At 65.0% G+C, this 24,734-nt stretch carries 25 protein-coding genes; 14 read left to right on the top strand and 11 right to left on the bottom strand.

What is annotated here, in order from left to right; genetic code table 11:
* Positions 1–199: hypothetical protein (locus ACFSM0_RS01650; RefSeq protein WP_377386190.1), on the bottom strand; the 199-nt coding region annotated here is incomplete at its 3' end.
* Between the two features lie 221 nt (positions 200–420).
* A complete protein-coding gene (parC, locus tag ACFSM0_RS01655) occupies positions 421–2,679 on the bottom strand; it encodes a DNA topoisomerase IV subunit A (RefSeq protein ID WP_377386193.1) in 2,259 nt (752 codons plus the stop codon).
* Positions 2,680–2,827: 148 nt separating this feature from the next.
* Between parC and ACFSM0_RS01660 the strand changes: the two genes are divergently transcribed.
* From ACFSM0_RS01660 to ACFSM0_RS01670, 3 genes are all read left to right on the top strand, one after another.
* The gene (locus tag ACFSM0_RS01660) at positions 2,828–3,667 is read left to right on the top strand and encodes an SDR family NAD(P)-dependent oxidoreductase (RefSeq protein ID WP_377386195.1); all 840 of its coding nucleotides are present in this window, start codon (positions 2,828–2,830) and stop codon (positions 3,665–3,667) included.
* A 179-nt stretch (positions 3,668–3,846) separates the two neighbouring features.
* Entirely contained in the window at positions 3,847–4,605 is a 759-nt protein-coding gene (locus ACFSM0_RS01665) for an electron transfer flavoprotein subunit beta/FixA family protein (protein WP_377386198.1), read from the top strand.
* Complete coding sequence (locus ACFSM0_RS01670; protein ID WP_377386201.1) at positions 4,605–5,531, top strand: electron transfer flavoprotein subunit alpha/FixB family protein; 927 nt, start codon at positions 4,605–4,607, stop codon at positions 5,529–5,531. Before ACFSM0_RS01665 ends, ACFSM0_RS01670 begins: the two co-directional genes overlap by 1 nt.
* A 60-nt stretch (positions 5,532–5,591) precedes the next feature.
* On the opposite strand, the gene ACFSM0_RS01675 is transcribed toward ACFSM0_RS01670, so the two are convergent.
* The gene (locus ACFSM0_RS01675; RefSeq protein ID WP_377386204.1) at positions 5,592–6,413 is read right to left on the bottom strand and encodes a DUF6473 family protein; all 822 of its coding nucleotides are present in this window, start codon (positions 6,411–6,413) and stop codon (positions 5,592–5,594) included.
* Positions 6,414–6,565: 152 nt separating this feature from the next.
* On the opposite strand from ACFSM0_RS01675, the gene ACFSM0_RS01680 reads away from it, so the two are divergent.
* Positions 6,566–7,441 (top strand): 3-hydroxybutyryl-CoA dehydrogenase, encoded by an 876-nt coding sequence (locus ACFSM0_RS01680; protein ID WP_377386206.1) that lies wholly within the window; start codon positions 6,566–6,568, stop codon positions 7,439–7,441.
* Between the two features lie 41 nt (positions 7,442–7,482).
* Positions 7,483–9,732: a ribonuclease R gene (gene rnr, locus ACFSM0_RS01685; protein WP_377386209.1), complete on the top strand. Its 2,250-nt coding sequence runs from the start codon at positions 7,483–7,485 to the stop codon at positions 9,730–9,732.
* A gap of 59 nt (positions 9,733–9,791) precedes the next feature.
* Here rnr and ACFSM0_RS01690 read toward each other — a convergent pair whose 3' ends face one another.
* Complete coding sequence (locus ACFSM0_RS01690) at positions 9,792–11,390, bottom strand: phosphoenolpyruvate carboxykinase (protein WP_377386212.1); 1,599 nt, start codon at positions 11,388–11,390, stop codon at positions 9,792–9,794.
* A 337-nt stretch (positions 11,391–11,727) separates the two neighbouring features.
* Between ACFSM0_RS01690 and ACFSM0_RS01695 the strand changes: the two genes are divergently transcribed.
* From ACFSM0_RS01695 to ACFSM0_RS01725, 7 genes are read left to right on the top strand one after another with little or no spacing between them, the layout of a single operon-like run.
* On the top strand, positions 11,728–12,429 hold the full coding sequence (locus ACFSM0_RS01695; protein ID WP_377386215.1) for a response regulator transcription factor: 702 nt from the start codon (positions 11,728–11,730) through the stop codon (positions 12,427–12,429).
* Between the two features lie 14 nt (positions 12,430–12,443).
* The gene (locus ACFSM0_RS01700) at positions 12,444–14,168 is read left to right on the top strand and encodes a stimulus-sensing domain-containing protein (protein ID WP_377387151.1); all 1,725 of its coding nucleotides are present in this window, start codon (positions 12,444–12,446) and stop codon (positions 14,166–14,168) included.
* An 18-nt stretch (positions 14,169–14,186) separates the two neighbouring features.
* Entirely contained in the window at positions 14,187–14,594 is a 408-nt protein-coding gene (locus tag ACFSM0_RS01705) for an HPr kinase/phosphorylase (RefSeq protein ID WP_377386218.1), read from the top strand.
* A gap of 29 nt (positions 14,595–14,623) precedes the next feature.
* Positions 14,624–15,544: an RNase adapter RapZ gene (gene rapZ / locus ACFSM0_RS01710; protein WP_377387154.1), complete on the top strand. Its 921-nt coding sequence runs from the start codon at positions 14,624–14,626 to the stop codon at positions 15,542–15,544.
* The gene (locus tag ACFSM0_RS01715) at positions 15,541–15,942 is read left to right on the top strand and encodes a PTS sugar transporter subunit IIA (protein WP_377386221.1); all 402 of its coding nucleotides are present in this window, start codon (positions 15,541–15,543) and stop codon (positions 15,940–15,942) included. The genes rapZ and ACFSM0_RS01715 overlap by 4 nt, the downstream gene beginning before the upstream one ends.
* On the top strand, positions 15,939–16,211 hold the full coding sequence (locus ACFSM0_RS01720) for an HPr family phosphocarrier protein (RefSeq protein WP_377386224.1): 273 nt from the start codon (positions 15,939–15,941) through the stop codon (positions 16,209–16,211). Before ACFSM0_RS01715 ends, ACFSM0_RS01720 begins: the two co-directional genes overlap by 4 nt.
* 23 nt (positions 16,212–16,234) lie before the next feature.
* Entirely contained in the window at positions 16,235–17,095 is an 861-nt protein-coding gene (locus ACFSM0_RS01725; protein ID WP_377386226.1) for a lysophospholipid acyltransferase family protein, read from the top strand.
* On the opposite strand, the gene ACFSM0_RS01730 is transcribed toward ACFSM0_RS01725, so the two are convergent.
* Together ACFSM0_RS01730 and dapE are read right to left on the bottom strand one after the other, a co-directional pair.
* Complete coding sequence (locus tag ACFSM0_RS01730; protein WP_377386229.1) at positions 17,092–17,505, bottom strand: GNAT family N-acetyltransferase; 414 nt, start codon at positions 17,503–17,505, stop codon at positions 17,092–17,094. The two genes, ACFSM0_RS01725 and ACFSM0_RS01730, sit on opposite strands and share 4 nt — an antisense overlap.
* The gene (gene dapE, locus ACFSM0_RS01735; RefSeq protein ID WP_377386232.1) at positions 17,502–18,641 is read right to left on the bottom strand and encodes a succinyl-diaminopimelate desuccinylase; all 1,140 of its coding nucleotides are present in this window, start codon (positions 18,639–18,641) and stop codon (positions 17,502–17,504) included. The genes ACFSM0_RS01730 and dapE overlap by 4 nt, the downstream gene beginning before the upstream one ends.
* Positions 18,642–18,851: 210 nt before the next feature.
* Here dapE and ACFSM0_RS01740 point away from each other — a divergent pair, with 210 nt between their 5' ends.
* Both ACFSM0_RS01740 and ACFSM0_RS01745 read left to right on the top strand, forming a co-directional pair.
* Complete coding sequence (locus ACFSM0_RS01740) at positions 18,852–20,495, top strand: acyl-CoA dehydrogenase family protein (RefSeq protein WP_377386235.1); 1,644 nt, start codon at positions 18,852–18,854, stop codon at positions 20,493–20,495.
* Between the two features lie 94 nt (positions 20,496–20,589).
* Positions 20,590–21,093 (top strand): GNAT family N-acetyltransferase, encoded by a 504-nt coding sequence (locus tag ACFSM0_RS01745; protein WP_377386237.1) that lies wholly within the window; start codon positions 20,590–20,592, stop codon positions 21,091–21,093.
* On the opposite strand, the gene recO is transcribed toward ACFSM0_RS01745, so the two are convergent.
* The 5 genes from recO to lepB all read right to left on the bottom strand — a co-directional run bounded on the left by recO (position 21,084) and on the right by lepB (position 24,683).
* Positions 21,084–21,806, bottom strand: coding sequence for a DNA repair protein RecO (gene recO / locus ACFSM0_RS01750; protein WP_377386240.1), 723 nt, complete (start codon positions 21,804–21,806; stop codon positions 21,084–21,086). The two genes, ACFSM0_RS01745 and recO, sit on opposite strands and share 10 nt — an antisense overlap.
* A 76-nt stretch (positions 21,807–21,882) precedes the next feature.
* Entirely contained in the window at positions 21,883–22,218 is a 336-nt protein-coding gene (locus ACFSM0_RS01755; RefSeq protein WP_377386243.1) for a DUF1491 family protein, read from the bottom strand.
* Complete coding sequence (gene era, locus ACFSM0_RS01760) at positions 22,215–23,132, bottom strand: GTPase Era (protein ID WP_377386246.1); 918 nt, start codon at positions 23,130–23,132, stop codon at positions 22,215–22,217. Before era ends, ACFSM0_RS01755 begins: the two co-directional genes overlap by 4 nt.
* A gap of 73 nt (positions 23,133–23,205) precedes the next feature.
* Entirely contained in the window at positions 23,206–23,889 is a 684-nt protein-coding gene (rnc, locus tag ACFSM0_RS01765; protein WP_377386249.1) for a ribonuclease III, read from the bottom strand.
* Positions 23,886–24,683: a signal peptidase I gene (gene lepB / locus ACFSM0_RS01770; protein ID WP_377386256.1), complete on the bottom strand. Its 798-nt coding sequence runs from the start codon at positions 24,681–24,683 to the stop codon at positions 23,886–23,888. Before lepB ends, rnc begins: the two co-directional genes overlap by 4 nt.
* Positions 24,684–24,734 lie beyond the last annotated feature (51 nt).

Raw genomic sequence — 24,734 nt, forward strand, 5'->3', positions numbered from 1 at the left:
CGTGGTCAACGTGGCCGATCGTGCCGATGTTGACGTGCGGTTTGTTCCGTTCAAACTTTGCCTTTGCCATTTCCGGGCGCCTCTGGTTCGGGGGCCGGCGTCGGCCCAGTGTGAATATGGCGCGTTCCCTATTGCCGATACGCAGAAAAATCAAGCCCGCTTCGCGGAAGGAGGCTGCGTCGCAAGGCAGAAATGTCACGCCCGGTCATGTGCGGGCGATGTCCGCACCAAAGGACGGGCCGCCCCCTCTTTTCCTTCGGAAAATTCGCCCGGCGATCCTGCCGCGGGGGTTTCGCACGCGCCCGGCGGCAAACCGCGCCGGCGCGGGGGGGGTGGGGGCACGGCCCCCACGAAAAAGCGGGGGGTGCGGGGGGCGGCAGCCCCCCGCCTGGGTCGGGCGCGCAGGCGCCCGACAGCAGATCAGGTAAAGCGGTTGTCCCGCGGGAAGCCGCGCGGCGCCATCCGCCCGGCCGAGGCGCGTTTGGCCTGCCATTCGGCCAGATCCATCTCGGTGCGGGTGCGCCCGGCCGGATCTTTCCAGCTCAGCCCATCCGCAAGCCGGAACGTGATCGCATCGCTCAAACCGCCATCCTTGAACTTTTGCAGCCGCACGCCCTTGCCGCGCACCATCTCGGGCAGTTCGTCGAGCGCAAAGACCAGAAGCTTGCGGTTTTCGCCCACACAAGCGACCGCATCGCCCGTCACCGGACGGCACACCTTCGTGCGCGCGCCCTCGGACATGTTGAGCACCTGCTTGCCGGTCCGGGTCGAGGCGATCATCTCTTCGCCCGGCACCACGAACCCGTCGCCCTCCGAAGAGGCGAGCAGGAATTTCTCGCCGGGCCTGGGCACCAGCACATGCGTCACCTCGACCTCGTTGGGCAGATCGAGCAGCAGCCGCAGCGGCTCGCCCATGCCGCGCCCGCCGGGGAGGTTCGCCCCCAAAAGTGTCCAGGCGCGCCCGTTCGAGCCGATCAGCACAATCCTGTCGGTGGTCTCTGCATGGAGCGCGAAGGCAAGCCCGTCGCCATCCTTGAATTTCGCCTCGGCATCCAAGGGCTGATGCCCCCTCAAAGCCCGCACCCAGCCCATGCGCGACAAGATCACGGTGATCGGCTCGCGCTCGATCATCGCCTCGATCGGCACCTCGGCCACATCGCCCGCCTCGGCAAAATCGGTGCGCCGCGCGCCAAGCTTGGTGGCCTTGCCATAGGCTTTGCGCACCTCGCCCAGTTCCGAGGTGATCTTCTTCCACTGCGCCTTCTCCGAGGCAAGCAGCGCCTCAAGCCCGGCCTGTTCCTTGAGCAGGCTGTCGCGCTCGGCGCGCAGCTCCATCTCTTCAAGGCGCCGCAGGCTGCGCAGCCGCATGTTCAAGATCGCCTCGGCCTGCACCTCGGTCAGATGCACCGCAACGCCCGCCTCGGTCGCCCAGTTCTCGGCGATCAGCGCGGCCTTCGGGTCATCCTCGGTGCGGATGATCTCGATCACCCGGTCAAGGTTGAGGAAGGCGATGATATAGCCCTCCAGCACCTCAAGCCGGTTGGCGATCTTTTCCAGCCGGTGGCGCGAGCGGCGGCACAGCACATCGCGGCGGTGGTCCAGAAAGGCGCGCAGCACTTCCTTGAGCGAACAGACCTTCGGCACGCGCCCGTCGATCAGCACGTTCATGTTGAGCGAGAATCGGATCTCCAGCTCGGAGTTGCGAAACAGCATCCCCATCAGTTGCGCCGGCTCCACCGTGCGGGCACGCGGCTCAAGCACGATGCGCACATCCTCGGCGCTTTCATCGCGCACATCGGCAAGCGCGGGCACCTTTTTCGTTTCGATCAGCTCCGCGAGCCGCTCGATCAGCTTTGCCTTTTGCACCTGATACGGGATCTCGGTGACGACAATCTGCCATTGCCCACGGCCAAGGTCTTCCACCGCCCAGCGCGCGCGCAGCCGAAACGCGCCGCGCCCGCTGCGATAGGCTTCAAGAATATTCGCCTTCGGCTCCACGATCACGCCCCCGGTGGGGAAATCGGGGCCGGGGATCAGATCGACGAGCGCCTCATCGGTGGTTTCCGGGTCGCGGATCAGCGCAAGGCAGCCCTCGACGAGTTCATCGAGGTTATGGGGCGGGATATTCGTCGCCATGCCGACCGCAATCCCCGAGGCGCCGTTTGCCAGCAGGTTCGGGAAGGCGGCGGGCAAAACCACCGGCTCGGTCAGCGTGCCGTCGTAGTTCGGGCGAAAATCGACCGCATCCTCAGCCAGCCCTTCGAGCAAGGCCTCGGCGGGCGGCGCCATCCGCGCCTCTGTGTAGCGGCTCGCCGCCGGGCCATCGCCGTCGATGTTGCCGTAGTTGCCCTGCCCGTCCACGAGCGGGTAGCGCATGGCAAAATCCTGCGCGAGCCGGGCCATCGCATCATAGATCGCCGCATCGCCATGGGGGTGATAGTTCCCCATCACATCGCCCGAGATCTTCGCCGATTTCCGGAACCCCCCGGTCGAGGCCAGCCGCAGCTCCCGCATCGCAAAGAGGATGCGCCGGTGCACGGGCTTGAGCCCGTCGCGCGCATCGGGGAGCGCGCGGTGCATGATCGTCGAGAGCGCATAGGTCAGGTAGCGCTCGCCAATGGCGCGCACCAGCGGTTCGGAATGGGTCGATGGGGGCGGAGTATCGTCGTCGCTCTTCATCCCTGCCGTGTAAAACGGGACCGCGCTTCGGTCCAGCACGAAACGCCGCAGCGGCCGCACGGCGGCGCACCGGCGCCCCAAGAATGTTGCCCCGGCGCCCGCCATCGCCTATCCCCTGAGGCAGATCGGGGGCCAGCGGGGGCGCATCATGGCAAAGACCATTCTCATCACCGGCTGCTCGTCGGGCATCGGCTACGACGCGGCGCATGGGCTGCAGAAGGCGGGCTGGACCGTCTTTGCCACCTGCCGGAAGGAAGAGGATTGCGAACGGCTGCGGGCCGAGGGGCTGACCGCCTTCGTGCTCGATGTGAGCGACCCGACCTCGATCGAGGCAGGCTTCAACGAGGCGCTCGCGCGCGGGCGCGGGCGGCTCGATGCGCTCTTCAACAATGCCGCCTTTGCCTGCCCCGGCGCGGTGGAAGACCTGCCCGTGGGCGCGCTGCGCGAGATCTTCGAAACCAACCTCTTTGGCCTGCATGACCTCACCACCCGCGCGATCCGCGTGATGCGCGCGCAGGGCGAAAATGGCGAGGGCCGGATCGTGCAATGCTCTTCGGTGCTCGGGCTGATCGGCGTGCGCTGGCGCGGCGCCTATGTGGCGACGAAATTCGCCCTTGAGGGCCTTACGGATTGCGCGCGCCGCGAGATGTCCGATACCGGCATCCGCATCGTCACCATCAACCCCGGTCCGATCCCGACCCGGTTTCGGCTCAATTCGATCCCGCATTTCGAGCACTGGGTGGACTGGAAAGCCTCGGCACGGCGCGCGCAATATGAAAGTTCGCTGCTCAAGCGGCTCTATCAGCCCTCGGGCAAACCGGACCGGTTCGAGCTGCCCGCCTCGGCGGTCACCGAGGCGCTTTTGCGCGCGCTCACCGACCCGAAACCGCGCTCGCATTACTACGTGACCAAGGCGACCTGGCTGGCCGCACTCGCCCGCCGCATCCTGCCGCTCTCCGCGCAGGACTGGCTCTTCACCAAGGCCTGAGCCGAGCCTCCGAAGGATCGGCCCGAATCAGCGCCTCGCGCGTCGCGACGTGACGTAGCGACACCGCACTGCGTCGTTTTTCATCTGTCTTTTGCTGCACTCGCATTGTAACAAAATTGCCGAAACGGGAATCCGCCCCCCTTTCGGGGGCGGTCTGATAACTTAGGGAGACACCGCCGATGAAGGTCCTCGTGCCTGTGAAGCGCGTGATCGACTACAACGTGAAAGTCCGTGTGAAAGCGGATGGCAGCGGGGTCGATCTGGCGAACGTGAAAATGTCGATGAACCCGTTCGACGAGATTGCCGTGGAAGAGGCGATCCGTCTGAAGGAAAAGGGCGTCGCGACCGAGATCGTCGTCGTTTCCGTCGGCGTGAAGCAGGCGCAGGAAACGCTGCGCACTGCGCTCGCGATGGGGGCCGACCGCGCCATTCTCGTGGTTGCCGCCGATGACGTGCATCAGGATATCGAGCCGCTTGCGGTGGCGAAGATCCTCGCCAAGGTGGCCGCGGAAGAACAGCCCGGGCTGATCATCGCCGGCAAACAGGCGATCGACAATGACATGAACGCCACCGGTCAGATGCTGTCGGCGCTGCTGGGCTGGTCGCAAGGCACCTTCTGCTCCGAACTCGCGATCGAGGGCGAGAGCGCCAAGATCACCCGCGAGGTCGATGGCGGTCTGCAAACGATCACCATCAAGCTGCCCGCCGTTATCACCGCGGATCTGCGTCTTAACGAGCCGCGCTATGCCTCGCTTCCCAACATCATGAAAGCGAAGAAAAAAGAGCTCGCCGAAAAGACCGCCGCCGATTACGGCGTCGATGTCACGCCGCGGCTCACGGTGGTGAAAACCTCTGAGCCGGCCGGCCGTTCGGCGGGCGTGCGCGTGGCTTCGGTCGACGAACTGGTGACGAAACTCAAGGACGCGGGGGTGATCTGATGGCCGTTCTGCTGATTGCCGAACTCAATGGCGCGAGCCTTGCCACCGATGCGACCGCGAAGGCGCTGACGGCGGCCAAGCAAATGGGCCCGGTGACGGTGCTCGTGGCCGGGGCCGGTGTGGCCGAGGCCGCCGCCGCGGCTGCGGCGCTGGATGGCGTGGAAAAGGTGCTCACCGCCGATGACGCAGCCTATGCGCATGGGCTCGCCGAGCCGCTCGCCGATCTCGTCGTTGCGCTCGCCCCGAGCTACAGCCATATCGTGGCCCCCTCGACCGCCTGCGCCAAGAACGCGCTGCCGCGGATCGCGGCGCTGCTCGATGTGATGGTGCTCTCCGACATCATCGGCGTTGTCGATGCCGATACGTTCGAGCGCCCGATCTATGCCGGCAACGCGATCCAGACGGTGAAATCCGCCGATCCGGTGAAAATCGCCACGATCCGCACCGCGACCTTCGAGGCGACCGGCGCGGGTGGCTCTGCCCCGGTCGAGGCCGTGGCGGCCGCCGGCGACAAGGGCCTGTCGAGCTGGGTCGCCGACAAGGTCGCCGCCTCTGATCGCCCCGAGCTGACCTCGGCGAAAATCGTTGTTTCGGGCGGCCGTGGCGTCGGCTCGGAAGCCGATTTCGCACTGATCGAAAAGCTCGCCGACAAGCTCGGCGCCGCCGTGGGCGCCTCGCGCGCTGCGGTCGACAGTGGCTTTGCTCCGAACGACTGGCAGGTTGGCCAGACCGGCAAGGTCGTCGCCCCCGAGCTTTATGTCGCCGTCGGCATCTCCGGCGCGATCCAGCACCTTGCGGGGATGAAGGACTCGAAAGTCATCGTCGCGATCAACAAGGACGAAGAGGCGCCGATCTTCCAGGTGGCCGATTACGGCCTCGTCGCGGACCTCTTTGCCGCCGTGCCGGACCTGACCGACAAGCTCTGAGCGGCCCCGGAACACATAAAAGCCCCGCCAACCGGCGGGGCTTTTGCTTTGGGACCCGGCTCAGATGAGGCGCCGCACCTCGGGCTCCAGCGCCTCGGCAATCTCTTGATGCACGATCGGCCCGGCCACCGTTGCCGCCGCGGGCTCTTCGAGCGGTGCGTAATGCATCCCCACCGTGCCGGTTGACCGCGCCATGCTCGAAGGCGAGACCTTCACCAGCGTATCGGCCAGCGGCGAGATTTCGGCCACCATATCCTTGCTGACCATCAGCGGCTCGGCCCCGAGCGGGTCGCTTTGCAGGGGCGACTGGTAATCGGTGATCCAGAGCAGAAGCTTCGGCCCTTCGACACGCTCCAAAAGGCCGCGCATCCGCGCCACCCAAGCGGTGCGCAGCTCGCTCACCACAGTGTCAAACCGGTCCGGCGCGCGCTCCTTCAACGTCGTCAACATGTGACGGGTGAAGTTGAATTCCGTGAAGTCAACATCGTCAAAGATCGCCCGCATCATGTTGGAGGCGCGCAGGAATCGGTCATTGCGGCGCGGATGCACGGCATAAAACCGGTTGGACATGTTCGGCGCGCCCAGAAGCTGGATCACCGAAAGTTTCGAGGCCTTGGTGATCTCGGGCAGTTGCGGCTCGCTGTAGAAAACGTCGATCCCTGCGTTCACATAGCCGAAGTTCACGACCGGCAGGCGCAGCCGCTCCTCAAGGAGCGCGGGCCACGGGTCGGCAATGAACTTTCCATAGGTTTCAGTCCCCCCGAAGGCACCCACAAAAGGCTGGCTCAGATCACGCCGCGGACCCCGGAACAACAGCTTCGACTTGCCATACCGGCACGGAAAATAATCAAGGGCACCACTGCCCGAATACTCGAAGGCCATCCATCCCACCTTAGTTTTCGACTCACCCATCCGGGAGGTTGGCCGCAAAGCCTTGCCAAAGCGCTAAAGAGAAAATTGACACAATTGGAATACCACTTGCCGCAGTGCAGCATCGGGCTTAGGCTTTGTCCAACCCGAAGGAAGGAACGAAGATGACGATCGAAACGGTGGGCGTGGTGGGCGCAGGCCAGATGGGCAACGGTATCGCCCATGTCTTTGCTTTGTCGGGGTTTGGCGTGATCCTGACGGATGTGGCGCCGGAAAGCCTTGACAAGGCGTTGACCACGATCACCCGCAACCTCGACCGTCAGGTGAGCCGCGAAAAAATCACTGCGGAACAAAAAGACGCAGCGCTCGCGCGCATCCGCACCACGCTCGACATTGCCGAACTCGGCCAGACCGACCTTGTGATCGAGGCCGCGACCGAGCGCGAATCGGTCAAGCAGAGCATCTTTGACAGCCTGCTGCCGCATCTGAAGCCCGAAACGATCCTCGCCACCAACACCTCCTCGATCTCGATCACCCGGCTTGCCTCGCGCACCGACCGGCCGGAAAAGTTCATCGGCGTGCATTTCATGAACCCGGTGCCGGTGATGCAACTGGTGGAACTGATCCGCGGCATCGCCACCGATGAGGCAACCTACAACGAGCTGATCGGCGTGATCGAAACGCTCGGCAAGACCCCGGCCTCGGCCGAAGACTTCCCGGCCTTCATCGTGAACCGCATCCTCATTCCGATGATCAACGAGGCGGTTTACACGCTTTATGAAGGCGTTGGGAATGTGCGCTCGATCGACATGGCGATGAAGCTCGGGGCCAATCACCCGATGGGCCCCTTGGAGCTGGCCGATTTCATCGGCCTCGACACCTGCCTTGCGATCATGAACGTGCTCCATGACGGGCTCGCCGATACCAAGTATCGCCCCTGCCCGCTGCTGACCAAATATGTCGAGGCGGGCTGGCTTGGCCGCAAGGCGGGCCGCGGCTTTTACGATTACCGCGGCGAGACCCCGGTGCCGACGCGCTGATCGTGGCTTAACGGCCCTGCCCGCGCGTGCTAGGCAGGGCCATGACACAGAACCCGATCCCCACCAAGGAACAGATCCTCGCCTGGCTCTCCGATCACCCGGAGGCCGGGGCGAAGCGCGATATTGCCAAGGCCTTCGGCCTCAAGGGCACGGCGAAGATCGAACTGAAGCGCCTGCTCAAGGAAATGGCCACCGAGGGGACGGTGGCGCGCCGCCGCCGCTCTTACCATGACAGCGGCGCCCTGCCCCCGGTGACGGTGCTCGAGATCCTCGCGCCCGATGCGCAGGGCGATCTCTGGGCGCGCCCGGTGGAATGGGAGGGCGAGGCGCCGCAAATCGCCGTGCTCACCCGGCGCGAAGACCCGGCGCTTGGCGCGGGGGACCGGGTGCTGGCGCGGCTCGCCCAGGTGACAGAGGGCTACGAAGCGCGGATCATCCGCAAGATCGGCGTTGCACGTCATCGCATTGTCGGCATCTTCCGCAAGGGCGCCGAGGGCGGGCGGATCACGCCGATCGACAAGGGCGACATGAAGGAATGGATCGTGCCCGCGGGCGCGACGGCAGAGGCGAAGGACGGCGAACTGGTCGAGGCGGAGCAATCCGGGCCGAAGGGCCGCATGGGCCTGCCGCGGGCGCGCATCATCGAGCGGCTGGGAGACCCTGCCGCGCCGCGCGCGGTCTCGCTTATCGCGATCCACCAGCACGGCATCCCCGACGATTTCCCCGACGCGGTGATTGCCGAGGCCGACGCGGAGCGCCCGGCAGGGCTCGGAGACCGCGAAGATCTGACCGACCTCCCCTTCATCACCATCGACCCCGCCGATGCGCGCGACCGCGATGACGCCTGTTTCGTCCAGCCCGACGATGACGCGGCAAACGCGGGCGGGCATATCCTCTGGGTCGCCATTGCCGATGTGGCCCATTACGTCCGGCCCGGCGCGGCGCTCGACCGCGAGGCCCGCAACCGCGGCAACTCCACCTATTTCCCCGACCGCGTGGTGCCGATGCTGCCCGACCGGCTCTCGGGCGATCTGTGCAGCTTGCACGAACATGTGCCGCGCGCGGTGCTTGCGGTGCGAATGAAGATCTCCGAGGACGGGCGCAAGATCGCGCACCGCTTCACCCGCGGCCTGATCCGCTCGGTTGCCTCGCTCGAATATGCGCAGGTGCAGGCCGCGCACGATGGCCAGCCCGACGCCAAGACCGCGCCGCTTGTCGCAGAGATCATCGCGCCGATTTACGCTTGTTACGCGGCGCTCGCCCGCGCGCGCGCAATGCGCCAGCCGCTCGATCTGGACCTGCCCGAGCGGCAGATCGTGATCAATGAGGCGGGCAAGGTCGCCTCGGTGAAGTTCAAGGACCGGCTCGACGCGCATCGGCTGATCGAGGAATTCATGGTGCTCGCCAATGTCGCCGCCGCCGAGGAACTTGAGCGGCTGCACCGCCCGCTCCTCTACCGCGTGCATGAGGAGCCGAGTGCGGACAAGATCGAGGCGTTGCGCGAAGTGGCGCAGGCCTCGGGCTTCACCCTTGCCAAGGGCCAGGTGCTCAAGACCGCGCATCTGAACCGGCTTTTGTCGCAAGCCGAGGGCAGCGAGTTTGATGAACTGATCAACATCTCCACCCTGCGCTCGATGACCCAAGCCTATTACGCGCCGCAAAACCTTGGCCATTTTGGCTTGGCGCTGCGGTCTTACGCGCATTTCACCTCGCCCATTCGCCGCTACTCTGACCTGATCGTGCACCGCGCGCTGATCGCCGGGCATGGCTGGGGGAAAGACGGGCTCTCGCGCGAGGATGTCGAAACGCTTGAAGAGACCGCGCAGCATATCTCGGAAACCGAGCGGCGCTCGATGGCGGCCGAGCGCGACACCACCGACCGCTACCTTGCCGCCTATCTCAGCGACCGGGTGGGGGCAGAATTCACCGGGCGGATCTCTGGCGTGCAGAAATTCGGCGCCTTCGTGAAACTCGATGAAACCGGCGCGGACGGGCTCATCCCGATCCGCGCGGTGGGGCGCGAGTTCTTCCATTACGACCGCGACGCCCAGCAGCTGATCGGCGCCGACACCGGCCTTGTGATCGGCATCGGCCAGCGCGTGCTGGTGCGGCTTGCCGAGGCGATCCCGGTCACGGGCGGGCTCGAGCTTGAACTGCTGGAACTTGAGGGCGCAAGCCTGCCCGGCGGCGGCAAGGGCGGGCGCAGGCCCTTCAAACCGGCGCGGAAGTTCTCCGCGCTCAAGGCCAAGCAGCGCGCCACCGCCCGCAAGGTCAAACGCACCCGCAAATAGACGCGCCAAAGGAAAAGGGCCGGGAGATCCCGGCCCTTTCCATTTCCATCAAGCGGCGATCAGCCGATCGCGACGGCTTTCACGTCTTCGTCCACATAGGGCACGTATTGCGCGAAGTTCTCGGCGAACATGTGCACCAGCTTTTGCGCCTGCGCGTCGTAAGCGGCCTTGTCAGCCCAGGTCGCGCGCGGATCAAGGAGCGTGGTGTCCACGTCATGCACCGCCACCGGCACCTCAAAGCCGAAGTTCGGGTCCTTGCGGAACTCGGCATTGTTGAGCGAGCCGTCGAGCGCGCCGGTGAGCAGCGCCCGGGTTGCCTTGATCGGCATCCGCTTGCCCACGCCATAGGCGCCGCCGGTCCAGCCGGTGTTCACAAGCCAGCACGAGGCGCCGGTTTTCGCGATCTTTTCGGCCAGAAGCTTGCCATAGACCTCGGGGCGACGCGGCATGAAGGGCGCGCCAAAGCAGGTCGAGAAGGTCGGCAGCGGCTCGGTCACGCCCACTTCAGTGCCCGGGGTCTTCGAGGTGAAGCCCGAGAGGAAGTGATACATCGCCTGCGCCGGTGTCAGCCGCGCGATCGGCGGCAGCACGCCGTAAGCGTCGCAGGTGAGCATGATCACGTTTTTCGGCTGCCCGCCCAGCGCCGTATCCGAGGCATTGTTGATGTAATGCAGCGGGTAGGCGCAGCGCATGTTGTCGGTGAGCGAGTTGTCGAAGAAGTCGAGTTCGAGCGTTTCGGGGTCAAAAACCATGTTTTCGACCACGGTGCCGAACATCGAGCAGGTGTTGTAGATGTCGGGCTCGGCTTCCTTCGAGAGGTTGATCGTCTTGGCGTAGCAGCCGCCCTCGAAGTTGAAGATGCCGTTGTCCGACCAGCCGTGCTCGTCGTCACCGATCAGGATGCGCGACGGGTCGGCGGAGAGCGTGGTCTTGCCGGTGCCCGAAAGCCCGAAGAACACCGCCGCATCATCGGGGTTGCCGATCGCGTGGTTGGCCGAGCAGTGCATCGCCATGATGCCCTTGCCGGGCAGGATGTAGTTGAGAAGGGTGAACACGCCCTTCTTGTTTTCGCCCGCATAGGCGGTGTTGCCGATCAGGATCAGCTTTTTCGCGAAGTTGAGCGCGATCACGGTTTCCGAGCGGCAGCCGTGGCGTTCGGGATCGGCCTTGAAGCTCGGGCAGTTGATGATCGTCCATTCGGGCGAGAAGGTGTCAAGCTCGGCACGCTCGGGGCGGCGCAGCATGGTGCGCAGGAACAGCCCGTGCCAGGCAAGCTCGGCCACCAGACGCACGTCCAGCCGGTGCGCCGGATCGGCACCGCCATAAAGATCCTCGACGAAATAATCCTTGCCCTTCATATGCGCGAGCATGTCGGCGTGCAGCACGTCGAATTTCGCCGGGTCCATCGGCTTGTTGTTTTCCCACCAGATCGTGTCTTCCACATCGGGGGTGCGCACCACGTGCTTGTCTTTCGGCGAACGGCCGGTATGCGCGCCGGTCGAGCAGTAAAAAGCGCCACCCTTGCCAAGCGTGCCCTCCCCACGCTTGAGCGCTTCTTCGATCAGCGCGGGTTCCAGCAGGTTGTAATAGACGTTGCCGAGACCAGTAATGCCCTGATCTTCGAGGCGTTTGGCCGGGTTCACGCGTCCGATGGTCATGTTCAGCTCCCGTTGCCGCATTATGCTGCGGCGCAGTGTTCCTCCCGGTATCCGTTACGGGTGGATACCGATCCGCGAAAGAATATTGCGGATGGCCGGGCTATAGCATGTGGCATTTGCAAAAGAACAGAAGGCTTTGTCGCAGCTAGCGCAAACACCCGATATTTAGCGCCACCATGCCCAAGAGGTGAGACAAATTAGTCAAACGTTCGCTTTTTTGGCCCGAACTGATTCAGCCTGCGGAGGCGATTCGCATATCGGAGTTGATTCCGCGCCGGGGAAAAGAGACAATGAACGTCAATCAAAAAACAAATGCGACGAAGTGAGGGTGCAGGACATGTCGAGGATCGCGCTGGTCGATGACGACCGTAACATTTTGACATCCGTTTCGATGACGCTCGAGGCGGAGGGTTACGAGGTGGAGACCTACAACGACGGTCAGGCTGCGCTGGAGGCCTTCAACAAGCGCTTGCCGGACATGGCCGTGCTCGACATCAAGATGCCGCGGATGGATGGCATGGAGCTGTTGCAGCGCCTGCGCCAGAAGACCGCGATCCCGGTGATTTTTCTCACGTCGAAGGATGACGAGATCGACGAGGTGCTCGGCCTGCGCATGGGCGCCGATGATTACGTCAAAAAGCCCTTCAGCCAGCGCCTTCTGGTCGAGCGCATCCGCGCGCTTTTGCGCCGTCAGGAAGCGATTTCCACCGGCGAAGTCTCGACCACCGAGGAAACCAAGGTGATCGTGCGCGGCTCGTTGACGATGGACCCGTTGCGCCACTCGGTGACATGGAAGGGCATGGAAGTGACCCTCACCGTCACCGAATTTCTGCTGTTGCAGGCTCTGGCCCAACGCCCCGGCTTCGTGAAAAGCCGCGATCAGCTGATGGACGTGGCCTATGACGATCAGGTCTATGTCGATGATCGCACCATCGACAGCCACATCAAGCGCCTGCGCAAGAAGATGCGCGCGGTCGACGATGATTTCACCGCCATCGAAACGCTTTACGGCATCGGTTACAGATACAACGAAGAATGACCCTTGCCGAGCACATGGAGGCTGGTGGCGCACGCGTGAGACAGGCCGCAAAATCCGAGACGGATGTGGTCCTCGGCGAGGATTGGGAAGGCCCGCAGGGCGCGGTCGATGCCGATCTTGCACGCGGACGCGCAAAGCGCGGCTTCATCTCGCTCAACCACTCGCCGCTTGCGCGCAAGATCATCACCTTCAACCTGCTCGCCATGGTCGTGATGGTGGCGGGGGTGCTCTATCTCAACCCGTTCCGCGACAGCCTCGTGTTTCAGCGCGAAAGCGCGATCGTGAGCGAGGCCGAACTCGTGGCCGATGTGTTCGAGGCGCGCATGCCTGCGGCGGCGCCCGTGAACCTTGCCGCCGGAGATGGCATCGACGTGGTCGAGGCGATGCGCGGGATCGAATTGCCGGAGGGGGCGACGATCTTCCTGTTCGATGCCGCGGGCAATCTGCTCGCCGATTCCGATGCCGTGGGCTCGGCGCCGCGCCAGCGCGTCGAAGGGCTTGGCATCGACGCGCGCTCGACGATGATCACCGATCTGCTCAACAGCGCCTGGGAATGGGGCGCGGCGCTCCTGCACCGCGAAACCGACCCCACCCGGAGCCTTGACAGCCGCCGCATCGCCGAGGGGCTGGTGCAGCAGGTCGAGAACGGCAAGACGGTGATGACCACGAGCCGCAACCCGGCCGGGGCAACAATCTTCTCGGTGGCGACCGGGGTTTATCAGAACGGCACCAAGGTCGGCACGGTGGCAATGACCTCCGCCGCGGGCGAGATCGACAAGCTTGTCCGGGTCGAACGCGAGCAGGTGCTGCAGATGTTCGTGGTGGCAATCATCGTCTCGATCGGTCTTGGCCTCGTGCTGGCCTCAACCATCGCCAATCCGCTCTCCGACCTTGCCGCCGCCGCCGAGATCGGCCGGGACCGGCATTCGCACAAGCTTGCGCCCGGACGGATCCGCATCCCCGACCTGACCGCGCGCCCCGACGAGATTGGCCGCCTGTCCGGTGCCTTGCGCGGCATGGTGGCGGCGCTCTACGACCGGATCGACGCAAACGAGCAATTCGCCGCCGATGTGGCGCATGAAATCAAGAACCCGCTGGCGAGCCTGCGCTCGGCGGTGGCCTCCCTCCATGTCGTCAAGCGCGACGACCAACGCACCAAACTGCTTGAGGTAATCGATCATGACGTCAAGAGGCTCGACCGGCTGGTGAGCGACATTTCCAACGCCTCGCGGCTCGACAGCGAACTCGTCAAGGAAGAGGAAGAACGCTTCGACCTGCTCAAGATGCTCGGCAATCTCGGCCAGTATCTTGGCGGGCAGGCGGGTGAGCTGGGAGTTGATTTCATCACCGATCTGCCTGCCGAACCGATCCATATCACCGGGCTGGAGCAACGCCTGGCACAGGTGTTCGTGAACCTCATCACCAATGCGATCAGCTTTTGCGAAGAGGGCGATGCTGTGCGCGTCTGGGCCCGCAAGCGCGAAAACCGGGTGCTGGTGGTGGTCGAAGACACCGGCCCCGGCATCCCCGAGGAAGCGCTGACCAAAGTGTTCAAGCGCTTCTATTCGCAACGCCCCGAGGGCCAGTTCGGCGACCATTCGGGCCTTGGCCTCGCGATCTCGAAGCAGATTGTCGAGGCGCATGGCGGGGTGATCTGGGCCGAAAACATCCGCCCCACCGATGCCGACATCACCTCCGAGCCGCTTGGCGCGCGGTTCGTGGTCGGCCTGCCGGTCTGAGCCTTGACGGGCGAGACATTGCACGCCACCGCGGTCGCGCTCCCGCCCGACCGCGGCGTGCTGATCCTCGGCCCCTCCGGCTCCGGCAAATCGAGCCTTGCCTTGCGGCTGATGGCGCTTGGCGCGACCCTCGTTGCCGATGACCGGGTGCAGCTTTCGGTCGAGGCGGGCGCGCTGATCGCGCGCTGCCCCGCCCCGATCCGCGGCCTCATTGAGGCGCGCGGCGCGGGCATCCTGCGCGCCGAAACCCTCGCAGCGGCGCAGATCGTGCTCGCCGTCGACATGGGGCAGGACGAAACCGCGCGCCTGCCGCCCGAACGCGAGATCACGCTCTTGCGTCAGCGCCTGCCTCTTGTGCTGCGGCTGCAACATGGTCATCTTGAGGCAACCATCCTGCAATGGCTCAAGGCCGGGAGAGCGATGTGACCGAACAAGGTCCGCAGCCGCCGCACGACATGTCTTCCGAAGGCACGGCCCCCGCCGAGCCGCAAACCCGGCTCGTGCTGGTCACCGGGCCCTCGGGGGCAGGCCGCACCACCGCGATCGCTGCGCTCGAAGACCTCGGCTATGAGGTGATCGACAACCTGCCCTTCAGCCTTGTGCCGCGGCTTCTTGAGGCGCCCCTGCCCCGGCCCATGGCGCTTGGCATCGATGTGCGCAACCGCGACTTTTCCGCCGCCGCACTGATCGAGCTGATCGACCGGCTCACCCGCGCGCCGGGCCTGCGGCTCGAGGTGCTTTACATGGATGCAAGCCCCGAGACCCTGATCCGTCGTTTCTCGGAGACCCGCCGCCGCCACCCGCTCTCGCCCGATGCGCAACCCCTGACCGGCATCGCGCAGGAGATCGACCTCCTGGTGCCGATCCGCATGCGCGCCGATGTGCTGATCGACACCTCGGCGATGAGCCCGCATGAAGCCCGCGCCGAAGTGGCGCGCTGGTTCGACATGGGCCAGATCTCCCGGCTCGCGGTCTCGGTGCACAGCTTCAGCTACAAGCGCGGCACGCCCCGCGGGCTCGACATGATGTTCGACTGCCGGTTTTTGACGAATCCTCACTGGGTTGCCGCGCTGCGCCCGCTCACCGGGCTTGACCCGGCGGTAGCAGAGCATGTTGCGACCGATCCGCGCTATGGGGAATTCCTGTCAAAGGTGTGTGAGCTGCTGCTGTTTCAACTTCCGGCCCATGTCGAGGAGGGCAAGGCGCATCTGGCGGTCGGCTTTGGTTGTACCGGCGGGCAACACCGCTCGGTCGCTGTGGCCGAAGCGGTTGCCAAGGCCCTTGCGCAGGCGGGCTGGCAAGTGTCTAAACGGCACAGGGAACTCGAGCGGCGGGCACAGGCCCAGCCGGCAACACAAGAGGCAAACGACGCGTGATCGGAATCGTGATCGTGGCACATGGGGGTCTGGCGCGAGAATATCTCGCGGCGGTCGAGCATGTCGTGGGTCCGCAAGAAGGGATCCGCGCGATCACCATAGAAGACGACCATGACCGCGCCGCGAAACAGGCCGAGATCCGCGCCGCGGCGGATGCGGTGGACAACGGCGATGGCGTGGTGGTGGTGACCGACATGTTCGGCGGCTCGCCCTCCAACCTGAGCCTGATGGCCTGCGAGGCGGGCGGGCGCGAGATCATTTACGGCGCCAATCTGCCGCTGCTGATCAAGCTTGCGAAGTCGCGCAGCCTTGGCGTTCATGCCGCGGTCGAGGCCTCGCTCGATGCAGGGCGGAAATATATCAACTGCTATTCCACCGGCGGAGCTTCGGCGAAGTGAGCGTCTCCAGAGTTTTGAAGATCGTCAACGAAAAGGGCTTGCACGCAAGGGCTTCGGCACGGTTTGTCGAGGTGGTCGAGGCGCATGACGCCCGCGCCGACGTGGAAAAAGACGGCATGAAAGTCTCGGGCGACTCGATCATGGGTCTTCTGATGCTGGCGGCATCGCGCGGCACCTCGATCGAGGTCACCACGTTCGGGACAGAAGCCGAAGCGCTGGCCGAAGCCCTCGCCACACTGGTGGCCGACCGCTTTGGCGAAGAGATGTGAGCCGAAAGGCAAAGGGGTTCGGAGTGAACGTAGAGGGGCGCCCTATCGCGCAGGCAGAGGAGCCGAAACCCTATGACAAGGGACGGCTTTCCTATGCGGGGACTTTCACCAATCCGTGGAAGGCAAACACGATCCGCACGATCGAATGGCTCACCGCGAAGTGGAAGCTTCTGCGGCTGATCCGCAAGTTCGAGCGCCGCGGTGCACCGTTCGGCCAGCCGTTCTGGCCGCAGGCGCTCGACATCATGGGGATCAAGGTCACCACGCCGCCCGAGCAGATCGCACGCATTCCCAAAACCGGCCCGCTTGTCGTGGTGGCGAACCACCCGCACGGCCTCGTGGACGGCATGGTGCTCGCCTATCTGATCGGGCAGGTGCGGACCGATTACAAGATCCTCACCCGCTCGCTTCTGACCGGCATCCCCGAGATTGCGCAGTTCATGCTGCCGGTGCCCTTCCCGCATGAGCCCAACGCGCAGGAAGACAGCCTGAAGATGCGCGCCGAATGCATGGCCACGCTCAAGGCGGGCGGTGTGATCGTGCTGTTTCCGGCGGGCGCCGTGGCGCATTCGGAAACCTACTTCGGCACGCCGATCGAAGGCGAATGGAACCCGTTCACGGCAAAGATGCTGGCGCGTTCCGGCGCGGCGGTGCTGCCGATCTATTTTCCGGGCCGCAACTCGCAGGCCTACCAGATCGCCAACAAGCTCTCTGCCACGCTGCGGCAAGGCTTGCTGCTCTACGAGATCCGCCGCGCGCTCAACAAGCCGCAAAGCCCGGTGATCGGCCCGGCGAAATCGGCCGAGGAGATTGCCGCAGCGCTCAAGCATCCGCGTCAGTTCCTTGCCGATCTGCGCGCCGAAACGCTGAACCTGCGCGGTTAAAGCGCCCGTTCCATGTCGCGATGCGGAATCCCCGCATCGTCATAGACCGGGCCAAAGGCGGTGAAGCCGAGCCCCTCGTAAAACCCCGTTGCCTGCACCTGCGCGCTCAACTGCACGCGGGTGCAGCCGCGCGCCTTGAGCCGCGCGCAGCCCTCAAGGATCAGCGCCCGGCCAAGCCCGGTGCCGCGCGCGCTTTTGGCCACGCAGACCCGGCCGATCTTGCCCAGAGCGCCCGTCGCGAACAGCCGCGCCGTGCCGAGCGCGGTCTCGCCCTCAAGCGCGAGCAGATGCACCGCCTCGCCGTCGCGGTCATCCCATTCCTCGGCCTCGGGCACGCCCTGCTCTTCAATGAACACCGCGCGGCGCAGCGCATGGGGCGCGGTCAGATCTGTCGTCTCAAGGATGATCATGCGAAATAATCCCGCAAGATGCGCGTGTAGATGCGTTTGAGCCCTTCGATCTGGGCCACGTCGATCCGCTCGTCGACCTGATGCATGGTCTTGCCGACAAGGCCGAATTCCAGAACCGGGCAATGATCCTTGATGAAGCGGGCATCCGAGGTGCCGCCGGTGGTGGAAAGCTCGGGCACCACCCCCGTCTCGCTCACGATGGCGCGGCTCACCAGCGAGACAAAGGCGCCCGGCGGGGTCAGGAAGCTTTCGCCGGAAACTTCGGTCGTGAGCGCAAAGGTCACGCCGGTCTGCCCGGTCACTTCGGCACAGAGCCGCTCGGCCCAATGGGTGATCGTGTCCGAGGTATGGGCATCGTTGAACCGGATGTTCACCGTCGCGCGCGCCTTTGCCGGGATCACGTTGTTCGCCGGGTTGCCGCAGTCGATGGTGGTGATCTGCAGCGTCGAGGGCTCGAAATGCTGGGTGCCCCGGTCAAGCGGTTGCGCCGTCATCCGGTGCAGCAAGGCCACCAGCGCGTGGAGCGGATTGCGCGCCCGATGCGGATAGGCGGAGTGCCCCTGCACCCCCTCGGCCTCGATATAAAAGGTCATCGAGCCACGCCGGCCGATCTTCATCATCTGACCGAGATGATCGGGGCAGGTCGGCTCGCCCACAAGGCAAACCGACATCGCCTCGCCTTCCGCCGTCATCCAGTCCAGAAGTGCGCGCGTGCCATCCTTGCCCGGCCCCTCCTCGTCGCCGGTGATGGCAAGCACGATCGCGCCGCCGGGCGGCGTTGCGCGGACAAAATCCACCGCCGCCGCAACAAAGGCCGCCACACCCGTTTTCATATCGGTGGCGCCGCGGCCCCACAGCACGCCGTCGAGGATCTCGCCACCGAACGGGTCATGGGTCCAGGCCGCCGCATCCCCCACCGGCACCACATCGGTATGGCCGTTGAAGCCGAAGGTCTTGCCCCCCTTCTCGCCCCAGCGCGCAAACAGGTTGGGCACGCCGCCGCGGTCAACCCGGGTGCAGGCGAACCCCGCCGCGCTCAGCACGCGTTCCAGCAAGAGGAGCGCGCCGCCCTCCGTGGGGGTGACAGACGGGCAGCGGATCAGATCGGCGCTCAGCGCGACGGCATCGGTGGTCATGGGCAAGTCCTCTTTTGCCAAGGCTTAGCCCTGCGGGCGGGCGCTTGCAACGCTACCGGCACGGCGGCGGATGGGACATACACTTTTGCGCGCGACACATTAGAACACATTTATCATCTCCTGCGAATTTTTATTGCGCTGCAACTGCAAAATGCCTAAGCACACTGCAACCGCAACAACCGCGCCGAATCCGGGCGCCATGGGGCTGACATGAAAGATACGATCCTCTCTGCCGACCTGCTTGCCCTCACCGGCGCGGCGCTCCCCGAGATTGCCGCGCTCACCGCCGAGGCCACAGCCGGGCTCAAGGAAAAGGTGAGCCGTGGCGGCAAAGTATCGAATGCAGCGCTTGAAGAGGATCAATTCGCCGCTCATGCGCTTGCCTGGCTCGCCACCTATAACCAGTCGCTCATTCAGCTCAACGGCTGGGCCACGCGGGTGGCCGAAGCCGGCCAGTTCGGCGAGATGGAAAAGCTGATCCTGCAGATCGGCTTTGGCGAATACCTCAACCAGATCGCCGGCGGCATCCCGATGAGCCAGGGCGAAACCGCGCGCCTCTCCGACCTCGGCGTGAGCTGGGCCCCGTCGGAAGCGGCCCGCCAGCTGATGGCCGAGGGCAACACGCCCGCCGCGCGCAAGGCGCTCGTCGCGCTGATGCAGGAGAACCACGGCCGCGCCCTCTTTGGCGCCTCCGGGCTTGAAGAAGAGCTTGAGATGATCCGCGACCAGTTCCACCGCTATGCCGAGGAACGGGTGATCCCGAATGCGCATGAATGGCACCTGAAGGATGAGCTGATCCCGATGGAGATCATCGAGGAGCTGGCGGAGCTTGGTGTGTTCGGCCTGACGATCCCGGAAGAATATGGCGGGCTCGGACTTTCGAAAGCCTCGATGGTCGTTGTGACCGAAGAGCTGTCACGCGGTTATATCGGCGTTGGCTCGCTTGGCACGCGCTCCGAAATTGCCGCCGAGCTGATCATCTGCGGCGGCACCGAAGAGCAAAAGCAAAAGTGGCTGCCGGGGCTTGCCTCGGGCGAGATCCTGTCCACCGCCGTCTTCACCGAACCGAACACCGGCTCGGATCTGGGCTCGCTGCGCACCCGCGCGGTGAAAGACGGCGCGGATTGGGTGATCACCGGCAACAAGACCTGGATCACCCACGCCCAGCGCACCCATGTGATGACGCTTTTGGCCCGGACCGAGCCGGACACGACCGACTGGCGCGGCCTTTCCATGTTCCTCGCCGAAAAGACCCCCGGCACCGACGACAATCCCTTCCCGACGCCGGGCATGACCGGCGGCGAGATCGAGGTGCTGGGCTACCGCGGCATGAAGGAATACGAGCTCGGCTTTGACGGCTTCCGGGTGAAGGGCGAGAACCTGCTTGGCGGCGAGACCGGCAAGGGCTTCAAGCAGCTGATGGAAACCTTTGAATCCGCGCGCATTCAAACCGCGGCGCGCGCCGTGGGTGTGGCGCAGGCTGCCTGCGAGATCGGCATGCGCTACGCGATCGACCGCAAGCAGTTCGGCAAGTCGCTGATCGAGTTTCCGCGCGTCGCGGGCAAGCTCGCGATGATGGCGGTGGAGATCATGATCGCGCGCCAGCTCACCTATTTCTCCGCCTGGGAGAAGGACCACGGCCACCGCTGCGACGTGGAGGCGGGGATGGCGAAGCTCTTGGGCGCCCGCGTCGCCTGGGCGGCCTCGGACAATGCGCTGCAGATCCACGGCGGCAATGGTTTTGCGCTCGAATACACGATCTCGCGCATTTTGTGCGATGCGCGCATCCTCAATATCTTCGAGGGCGCGGCAGAGATTCAAGCGCAGGTGATCGCGCGCCGTCTGCTCGGCTGAACGGGCTGAAAGGTGTCAGGCGGGGCCGTTTGCGGCCCCGTTTTGCATTGCGCGCAGTGGGGCATCGGGCAATCTGGCGCCAAAGGAGCCCCCGATGATCAGACCCGCCACCCCCCTTGATGCCGCCGCCATTGCCGCGATCTACAATGCTGCGGTGCGCGAGACGACCGCGATCTGGAACACCACCGAGGTCGACGCCGCCGATCGCGCGGACTGGATCGCCGCGCGCGCCGCATCGGGCCTGCCGGTTTTGGTGTTCGAGGCGGCAGGCGCGGTTCTGGGCTACGCCACTTACGGGCCGTTTCGCCCGCAGGACGGCTTTTGCGCGACGGTTGAGCATTCGGTCTATCTGGCCGCGGAGGCGCGCGGGGCGGGGCGCGGAGCCGCGCTGATGGCGGCGCTGATCGCCCATGCGCGCGGCGCGGGGGTGCATGTGATGGTGGCCGCAATTGATGCCTCCAACGCCCCGTCGATGCGCCTTCATGAAAGGCTTGGTTTCGCGCAGGTGGGGGTGATGCCGCAGGTCGGGCAAAAATTCGGCCGCTGGCTCGATCTGGCGCTCTTGCAATTGGTGCTGGACGAGCGGCCTCAGCCCTGACGGGCAATGGCGGCCATCAGCCGGTTGCGCGCTTCGGGCAGCGGCTTGCGGCCATGATCCGCCGCGAAGCGGGCGAGAAAATGGCCGGTGAGATCGAGCCCCTGCCCGATTTCGCCCCAGGTTGCCGGGCCTTGCCCCAAAAGGCACAAAGGCAGGGGCAAGAGCCGCGGCGCCCAGTCTCCCGCGCCCGCCCGGCTCACCGCGCGGCCCGAGCGGGGCGAGACAAAGGCGAGGTCGTCGCGCGTGCCGGTGACGGCGCAGCGGCTCAGATCGAGTCCCGAGCCCAGCTCTTCCAACAGCGCCATTTCCCAATGCAGGTAATCGACGACCCAGCCCTCGGCGGCCTCTCCGATCACGCCAAAAAGCGGCTCGGTTGCCGCATAAAGCCTTGGATGCGGGTCGCGCTCGGCCAGACAAAAGCTCAACAGCGCGCAGACCGCATTGAGCCCCATCAGCGCGAGCCGGTCTGAAAGCGCGCCCGCGCGCGAGGCGACAGGCTCGACGGTGAAGCTGCCGAGGTGATCTTCGAGCCGCGCCCGCCAGCCAAGCGCCACATGGCTGCCGGGCATCAGCGTCGCCGCCATCTTGCGCGAGGCACCGCCCCGCACCACCCCAAGGTGGCGGCCATGCGCGGCGGTGAACACCTCGATGATCGCGGAACTCTCGCCCTGCGTGCGGGTGGAAAGGATCGTGCCTTGGTCTTGCCAGTCCATCTGTCTCGCCGAAAGCCGGGGGGCTGTCTGCCCCCCGGACCCCCCGAGGATATTTGCACAAAGTCGAAGGGGAAAGTCAGTCTTTCAGGCCGTCTTCATCAAGCAGCGTGCGGCCATGGCGGGCTTCAAGCTCGATCACCCAGAGGTCGGGGTCAAAGCTGCGCTGCTTGCGGATGCTGTCATCGACATCGCGCTCGGCCCCCTCGGTGAGCACGGTCCAGGTCTCGCTGTCGGTCATCAGATCAAAGCGGCGGGTGTAAAGCTTCGCCTGCCCGTCCATGGTGGCACATTTGACCATGACCGCACCCGAATCGGGCTGCCCCTTCGCCGCGATATAGGCGGGGATATTGTTCAGCTCCAACCGCTTGAGATAGGCCCGCACCCAAAGCTCGGCGCGCAGACGGGGGGTCATGCGGAATTGCCGTCCTTGAAGTCGAGCCCCATCTCCGAATAGCGCTCGGCCTCTTCCTGCCAGTTCTCGCGCACCTTCACCTGCAAAAAGAGATGCACCGGGCGGCCCATGAACTCGGTCAGATCGTGACGCGCGGCGGTGGAAATCGCCTTGATCGTCTCGCCGCCCTTGCCCAGCACGATGCCCTTGTGACCGTCGCGGCTGACGTAGATGATCTGGTCGATGCGCGCCGAGCCATCGGGGCGGTCCTCCCAGCGCTCGGTCTCGACGGTGAGCTGATAGGGCAGCTCTTCATGCAGCCGCAGCGTCAGCTTTTCGCGCGTGACCTCGGCGGCGATCATCCGCATCGGCAGATCGGCGATCTGGTCTTCCGGGTAATACCACGGGCCGACGGGAAGCTCCCCGGCGAGCCAGCCGCGCAGGTCATCCACACCATGGCCACGCTCGGCGGAAATCATGAAGGTTTTCACGAACGGGTATTCGGCATTGGCCTTCTGGGCCAGCTCCAGAAGCCGCTCGGCCTTCACCTTGTCGATCTTGTTGATCGCGAGCGCGACGGGCTGCGTGCCCTCGCGCGCCTTGAGCGCCTCAAGGATCGCCTGCACCCCGTCGGTGAGGCCGCGATGCGCCTCGATCAAAAGCACGATGATATCGGCATCCGCCGCCCCGCCCCAAGCCGCGCTCACCATCGCGCGGTCAAGCCGGCGGCGGGGACGAAAGATGCCGGGGGTGTCGACGAACACGATCTGGCTTTGCCCCGCCATGCACACACCGCGAATGCGGGCGCGCGTGGTTTGCACCTTATGGGTGACGATGGAGACCTTGGCGCCCACCATCGTGTTGAGCAGCGTTGATTTGCCGGCATTCGGCTCGCCGATCAGGGCCACAAAGCCCGCGCGGGTGGTTTCGGTCATCTGGACTCCTGAACTTTGCGCCCGGATAGTCGATTTCATGCCACAAGGCCAGCGCGAAGCAAGGGGGCAGCGCTCAACCGGCTTCGAGCCGGGTCAGCAGGGCTTTGGCGGCGGCCTGTTCGGCATGGCGCTTGGAGCCGGCGATCGCCTCTGCGCTCTCGCCCGAATCGAGCACCACCGCGATGCGGAACTGGGGCGCATGGTCCGGCCCCTCGCGGCTGAGGGTCTCATAGCGTGGCGGGCTCATGCCGCGCGCCTGCGCCCATTCCTGCAGCGCGGTCTTCGAGTCGCGGGCATCGTGTTCGACCGTGTCGATCCGCGCGCCCCAGAGCCGGAGCACCAGCGCCCGCGCCACTTCGAACCCGCCATCGAGATAGACCGCGGCGATCACCGCTTCCATCGCATCGCCCAAGAGCGCTTCCTTGCGCCGCCCGCCCGACATCATTTCGGAGCGGCCAAGCTTGAGCACGGCCCCCAGGTCGACCTCGCGCGCCACCGCGGCGCAGGTCTCCTTGCGCACGAGCGCATTGAAGCGCGGCGCAAGCAGGCCCTCGGAGGCGCTGCGGTCAGCGCGGAACAGCGCTTCAGCCATCGAAAGCCCCAGCACCCGGTCGCCCAGAAACTCGAGCCGCTGGTTGTCAGGCCGCGTGGCCGAGCCGAGCGAGGAATGGGTGAGCGCCCGCACGAGGATCTCGGGGCTCTCGAACCGATGCCCAAGGCGCTCCATGAAGGCTGAGATCTCGGCAGAGACCTTCATTCGATCGCCTTGAAGAAGCGGTCCATCCGCCATGTCCAGATGTAGAAGAGCGATTTGCCCGCGGAGGAGAACATCACCCGGTCGGCGCGCCCGATCAGGTTTTCTGCCGGCACGAAGCCAACACCGCCGATGCTTTGCGGAAAGCGGCTGTCTTCGGAATTGTCGCGGTTGTCGCCCATCATGAAATATTGCCCTTCGGGGACAACGAAAACGGGCGTGTCATCGGCGGGACCGTCGTTGACGATGTTGAGGATGTCATGGCGCACGCCATTGGGCAGCGTTTCGAACTGGCGCGGCTTGATGCAATCGGCGCCTTCGCCCACCGGCGCGTTGGCGCAGCGCGGCAGCCCGCCCTGCGGCCCTTGCGGCGCATAGGTCTCGGCGAACTGGCCACCATCTTCAAGTTTCACCGGCTGGCCGTTGATCTGCAGCACCCCGTGGACCATCTGGATCCGGTCGCCCGGCAGGCCGATCAGCCGCTTGATGAAATCGACATTCTTGGTGGGGTGACGAAACACCACCACATCGCCGCGCTCGGGCTCGGAGGCAAACAGCCGCCCGTCAACCGGGCAGGGAGAAAAGCCGGGCGAGGAGAACGGGCAGGAATAGCGCGAATAGCCATAGGCCATCTTGTTGACGAACAGGAAATCGCCGATCAGCAGCGTGTCCTTCATCGAGCCCGAGGGGATCCAGAACGGCTGGAAGAAGAGGGTGCGGAAGATTCCGGCGATGACGAGCGCCCAGAACAGGGTCCGGACCGTTTCGCCAATGCCGCCTTCGGATTTGCTGGCCATGCTCTGCCTCTTTTTGGAACTGTGCCTTCCTTCGCCCGTCCCGGGGCACAA

Source organism: Rhodobacter lacus (genome assembly GCF_042683065.1).
GTDB classification, from domain to species: domain Bacteria; phylum Pseudomonadota; class Alphaproteobacteria; order Rhodobacterales; family Rhodobacteraceae; genus Rhodobacter; species Rhodobacter lacus.

Bases quoted from the DNA above. Each gene is read 5' to 3' on its own strand.
- ACFSM0_RS01730 (WP_377386229.1), bottom strand. From the start codon at position 17,505: ATGATCATCCTTGAGACGACAGATCTGACCGCGCCCCATGCGCTGCGC.
- ACFSM0_RS01665 (WP_377386198.1), top strand. From the start codon at position 3,847: ATGAAGGTCCTCGTGCCTGTGAAGCGCGTGATCGACTACAACGTGAAA.
- ACFSM0_RS01680 (WP_377386206.1), top strand. From the start codon at position 6,566: ATGACGATCGAAACGGTGGGCGTGGTGGGCGCAGGCCAGATGGGCAAC.
- recO (WP_377386240.1), bottom strand. From the start codon at position 21,806: ATGGACTGGCAAGACCAAGGCACGATCCTTTCCACCCGCACGCAGGGC.
- rnc (WP_377386249.1), bottom strand. From the start codon at position 23,889: ATGAAGGTCTCTGCCGAGATCTCAGCCTTCATGGAGCGCCTTGGGCAT.
- rnr (WP_377386209.1), top strand. From the start codon at position 7,483: ATGACACAGAACCCGATCCCCACCAAGGAACAGATCCTCGCCTGGCTC.
- ACFSM0_RS01740 (WP_377386235.1), top strand. From the start codon at position 18,852: ATGAAAGATACGATCCTCTCTGCCGACCTGCTTGCCCTCACCGGCGCG.
- ACFSM0_RS01745 (WP_377386237.1), top strand. From the start codon at position 20,590: ATGATCAGACCCGCCACCCCCCTTGATGCCGCCGCCATTGCCGCGATC.
- ACFSM0_RS01755 (WP_377386243.1), bottom strand. From the start codon at position 22,218: ATGACCCCCCGTCTGCGCGCCGAGCTTTGGGTGCGGGCCTATCTCAAG.
- parC (WP_377386193.1), bottom strand. From the start codon at position 2,679: ATGAAGAGCGACGACGATACTCCGCCCCCATCGACCCATTCCGAACCG.
- ACFSM0_RS01690 (WP_377386212.1), bottom strand. From the start codon at position 11,390: ATGACCATCGGACGCGTGAACCCGGCCAAACGCCTCGAAGATCAGGGC.
- ACFSM0_RS01675 (WP_377386204.1), bottom strand. From the start codon at position 6,413: ATGGCCTTCGAGTATTCGGGCAGTGGTGCCCTTGATTATTTTCCGTGC.
- era (WP_377386246.1), bottom strand. From the start codon at position 23,132: ATGACCGAAACCACCCGCGCGGGCTTTGTGGCCCTGATCGGCGAGCCG.
- ACFSM0_RS01695 (WP_377386215.1), top strand. From the start codon at position 11,728: ATGTCGAGGATCGCGCTGGTCGATGACGACCGTAACATTTTGACATCC.
- lepB (WP_377386256.1), bottom strand. From the start codon at position 24,683: ATGGCCAGCAAATCCGAAGGCGGCATTGGCGAAACGGTCCGGACCCTG.
- ACFSM0_RS01670 (WP_377386201.1), top strand. From the start codon at position 4,605: ATGGCCGTTCTGCTGATTGCCGAACTCAATGGCGCGAGCCTTGCCACC.
- rapZ (WP_377387154.1), top strand. From the start codon at position 14,624: ATGTCTTCCGAAGGCACGGCCCCCGCCGAGCCGCAAACCCGGCTCGTG.
- ACFSM0_RS01660 (WP_377386195.1), top strand. From the start codon at position 2,828: ATGGCAAAGACCATTCTCATCACCGGCTGCTCGTCGGGCATCGGCTAC.
- dapE (WP_377386232.1), bottom strand. From the start codon at position 18,641: ATGACCACCGATGCCGTCGCGCTGAGCGCCGATCTGATCCGCTGCCCG.
- ACFSM0_RS01700 (WP_377387151.1), top strand. From the start codon at position 12,444: ATGGAGGCTGGTGGCGCACGCGTGAGACAGGCCGCAAAATCCGAGACG.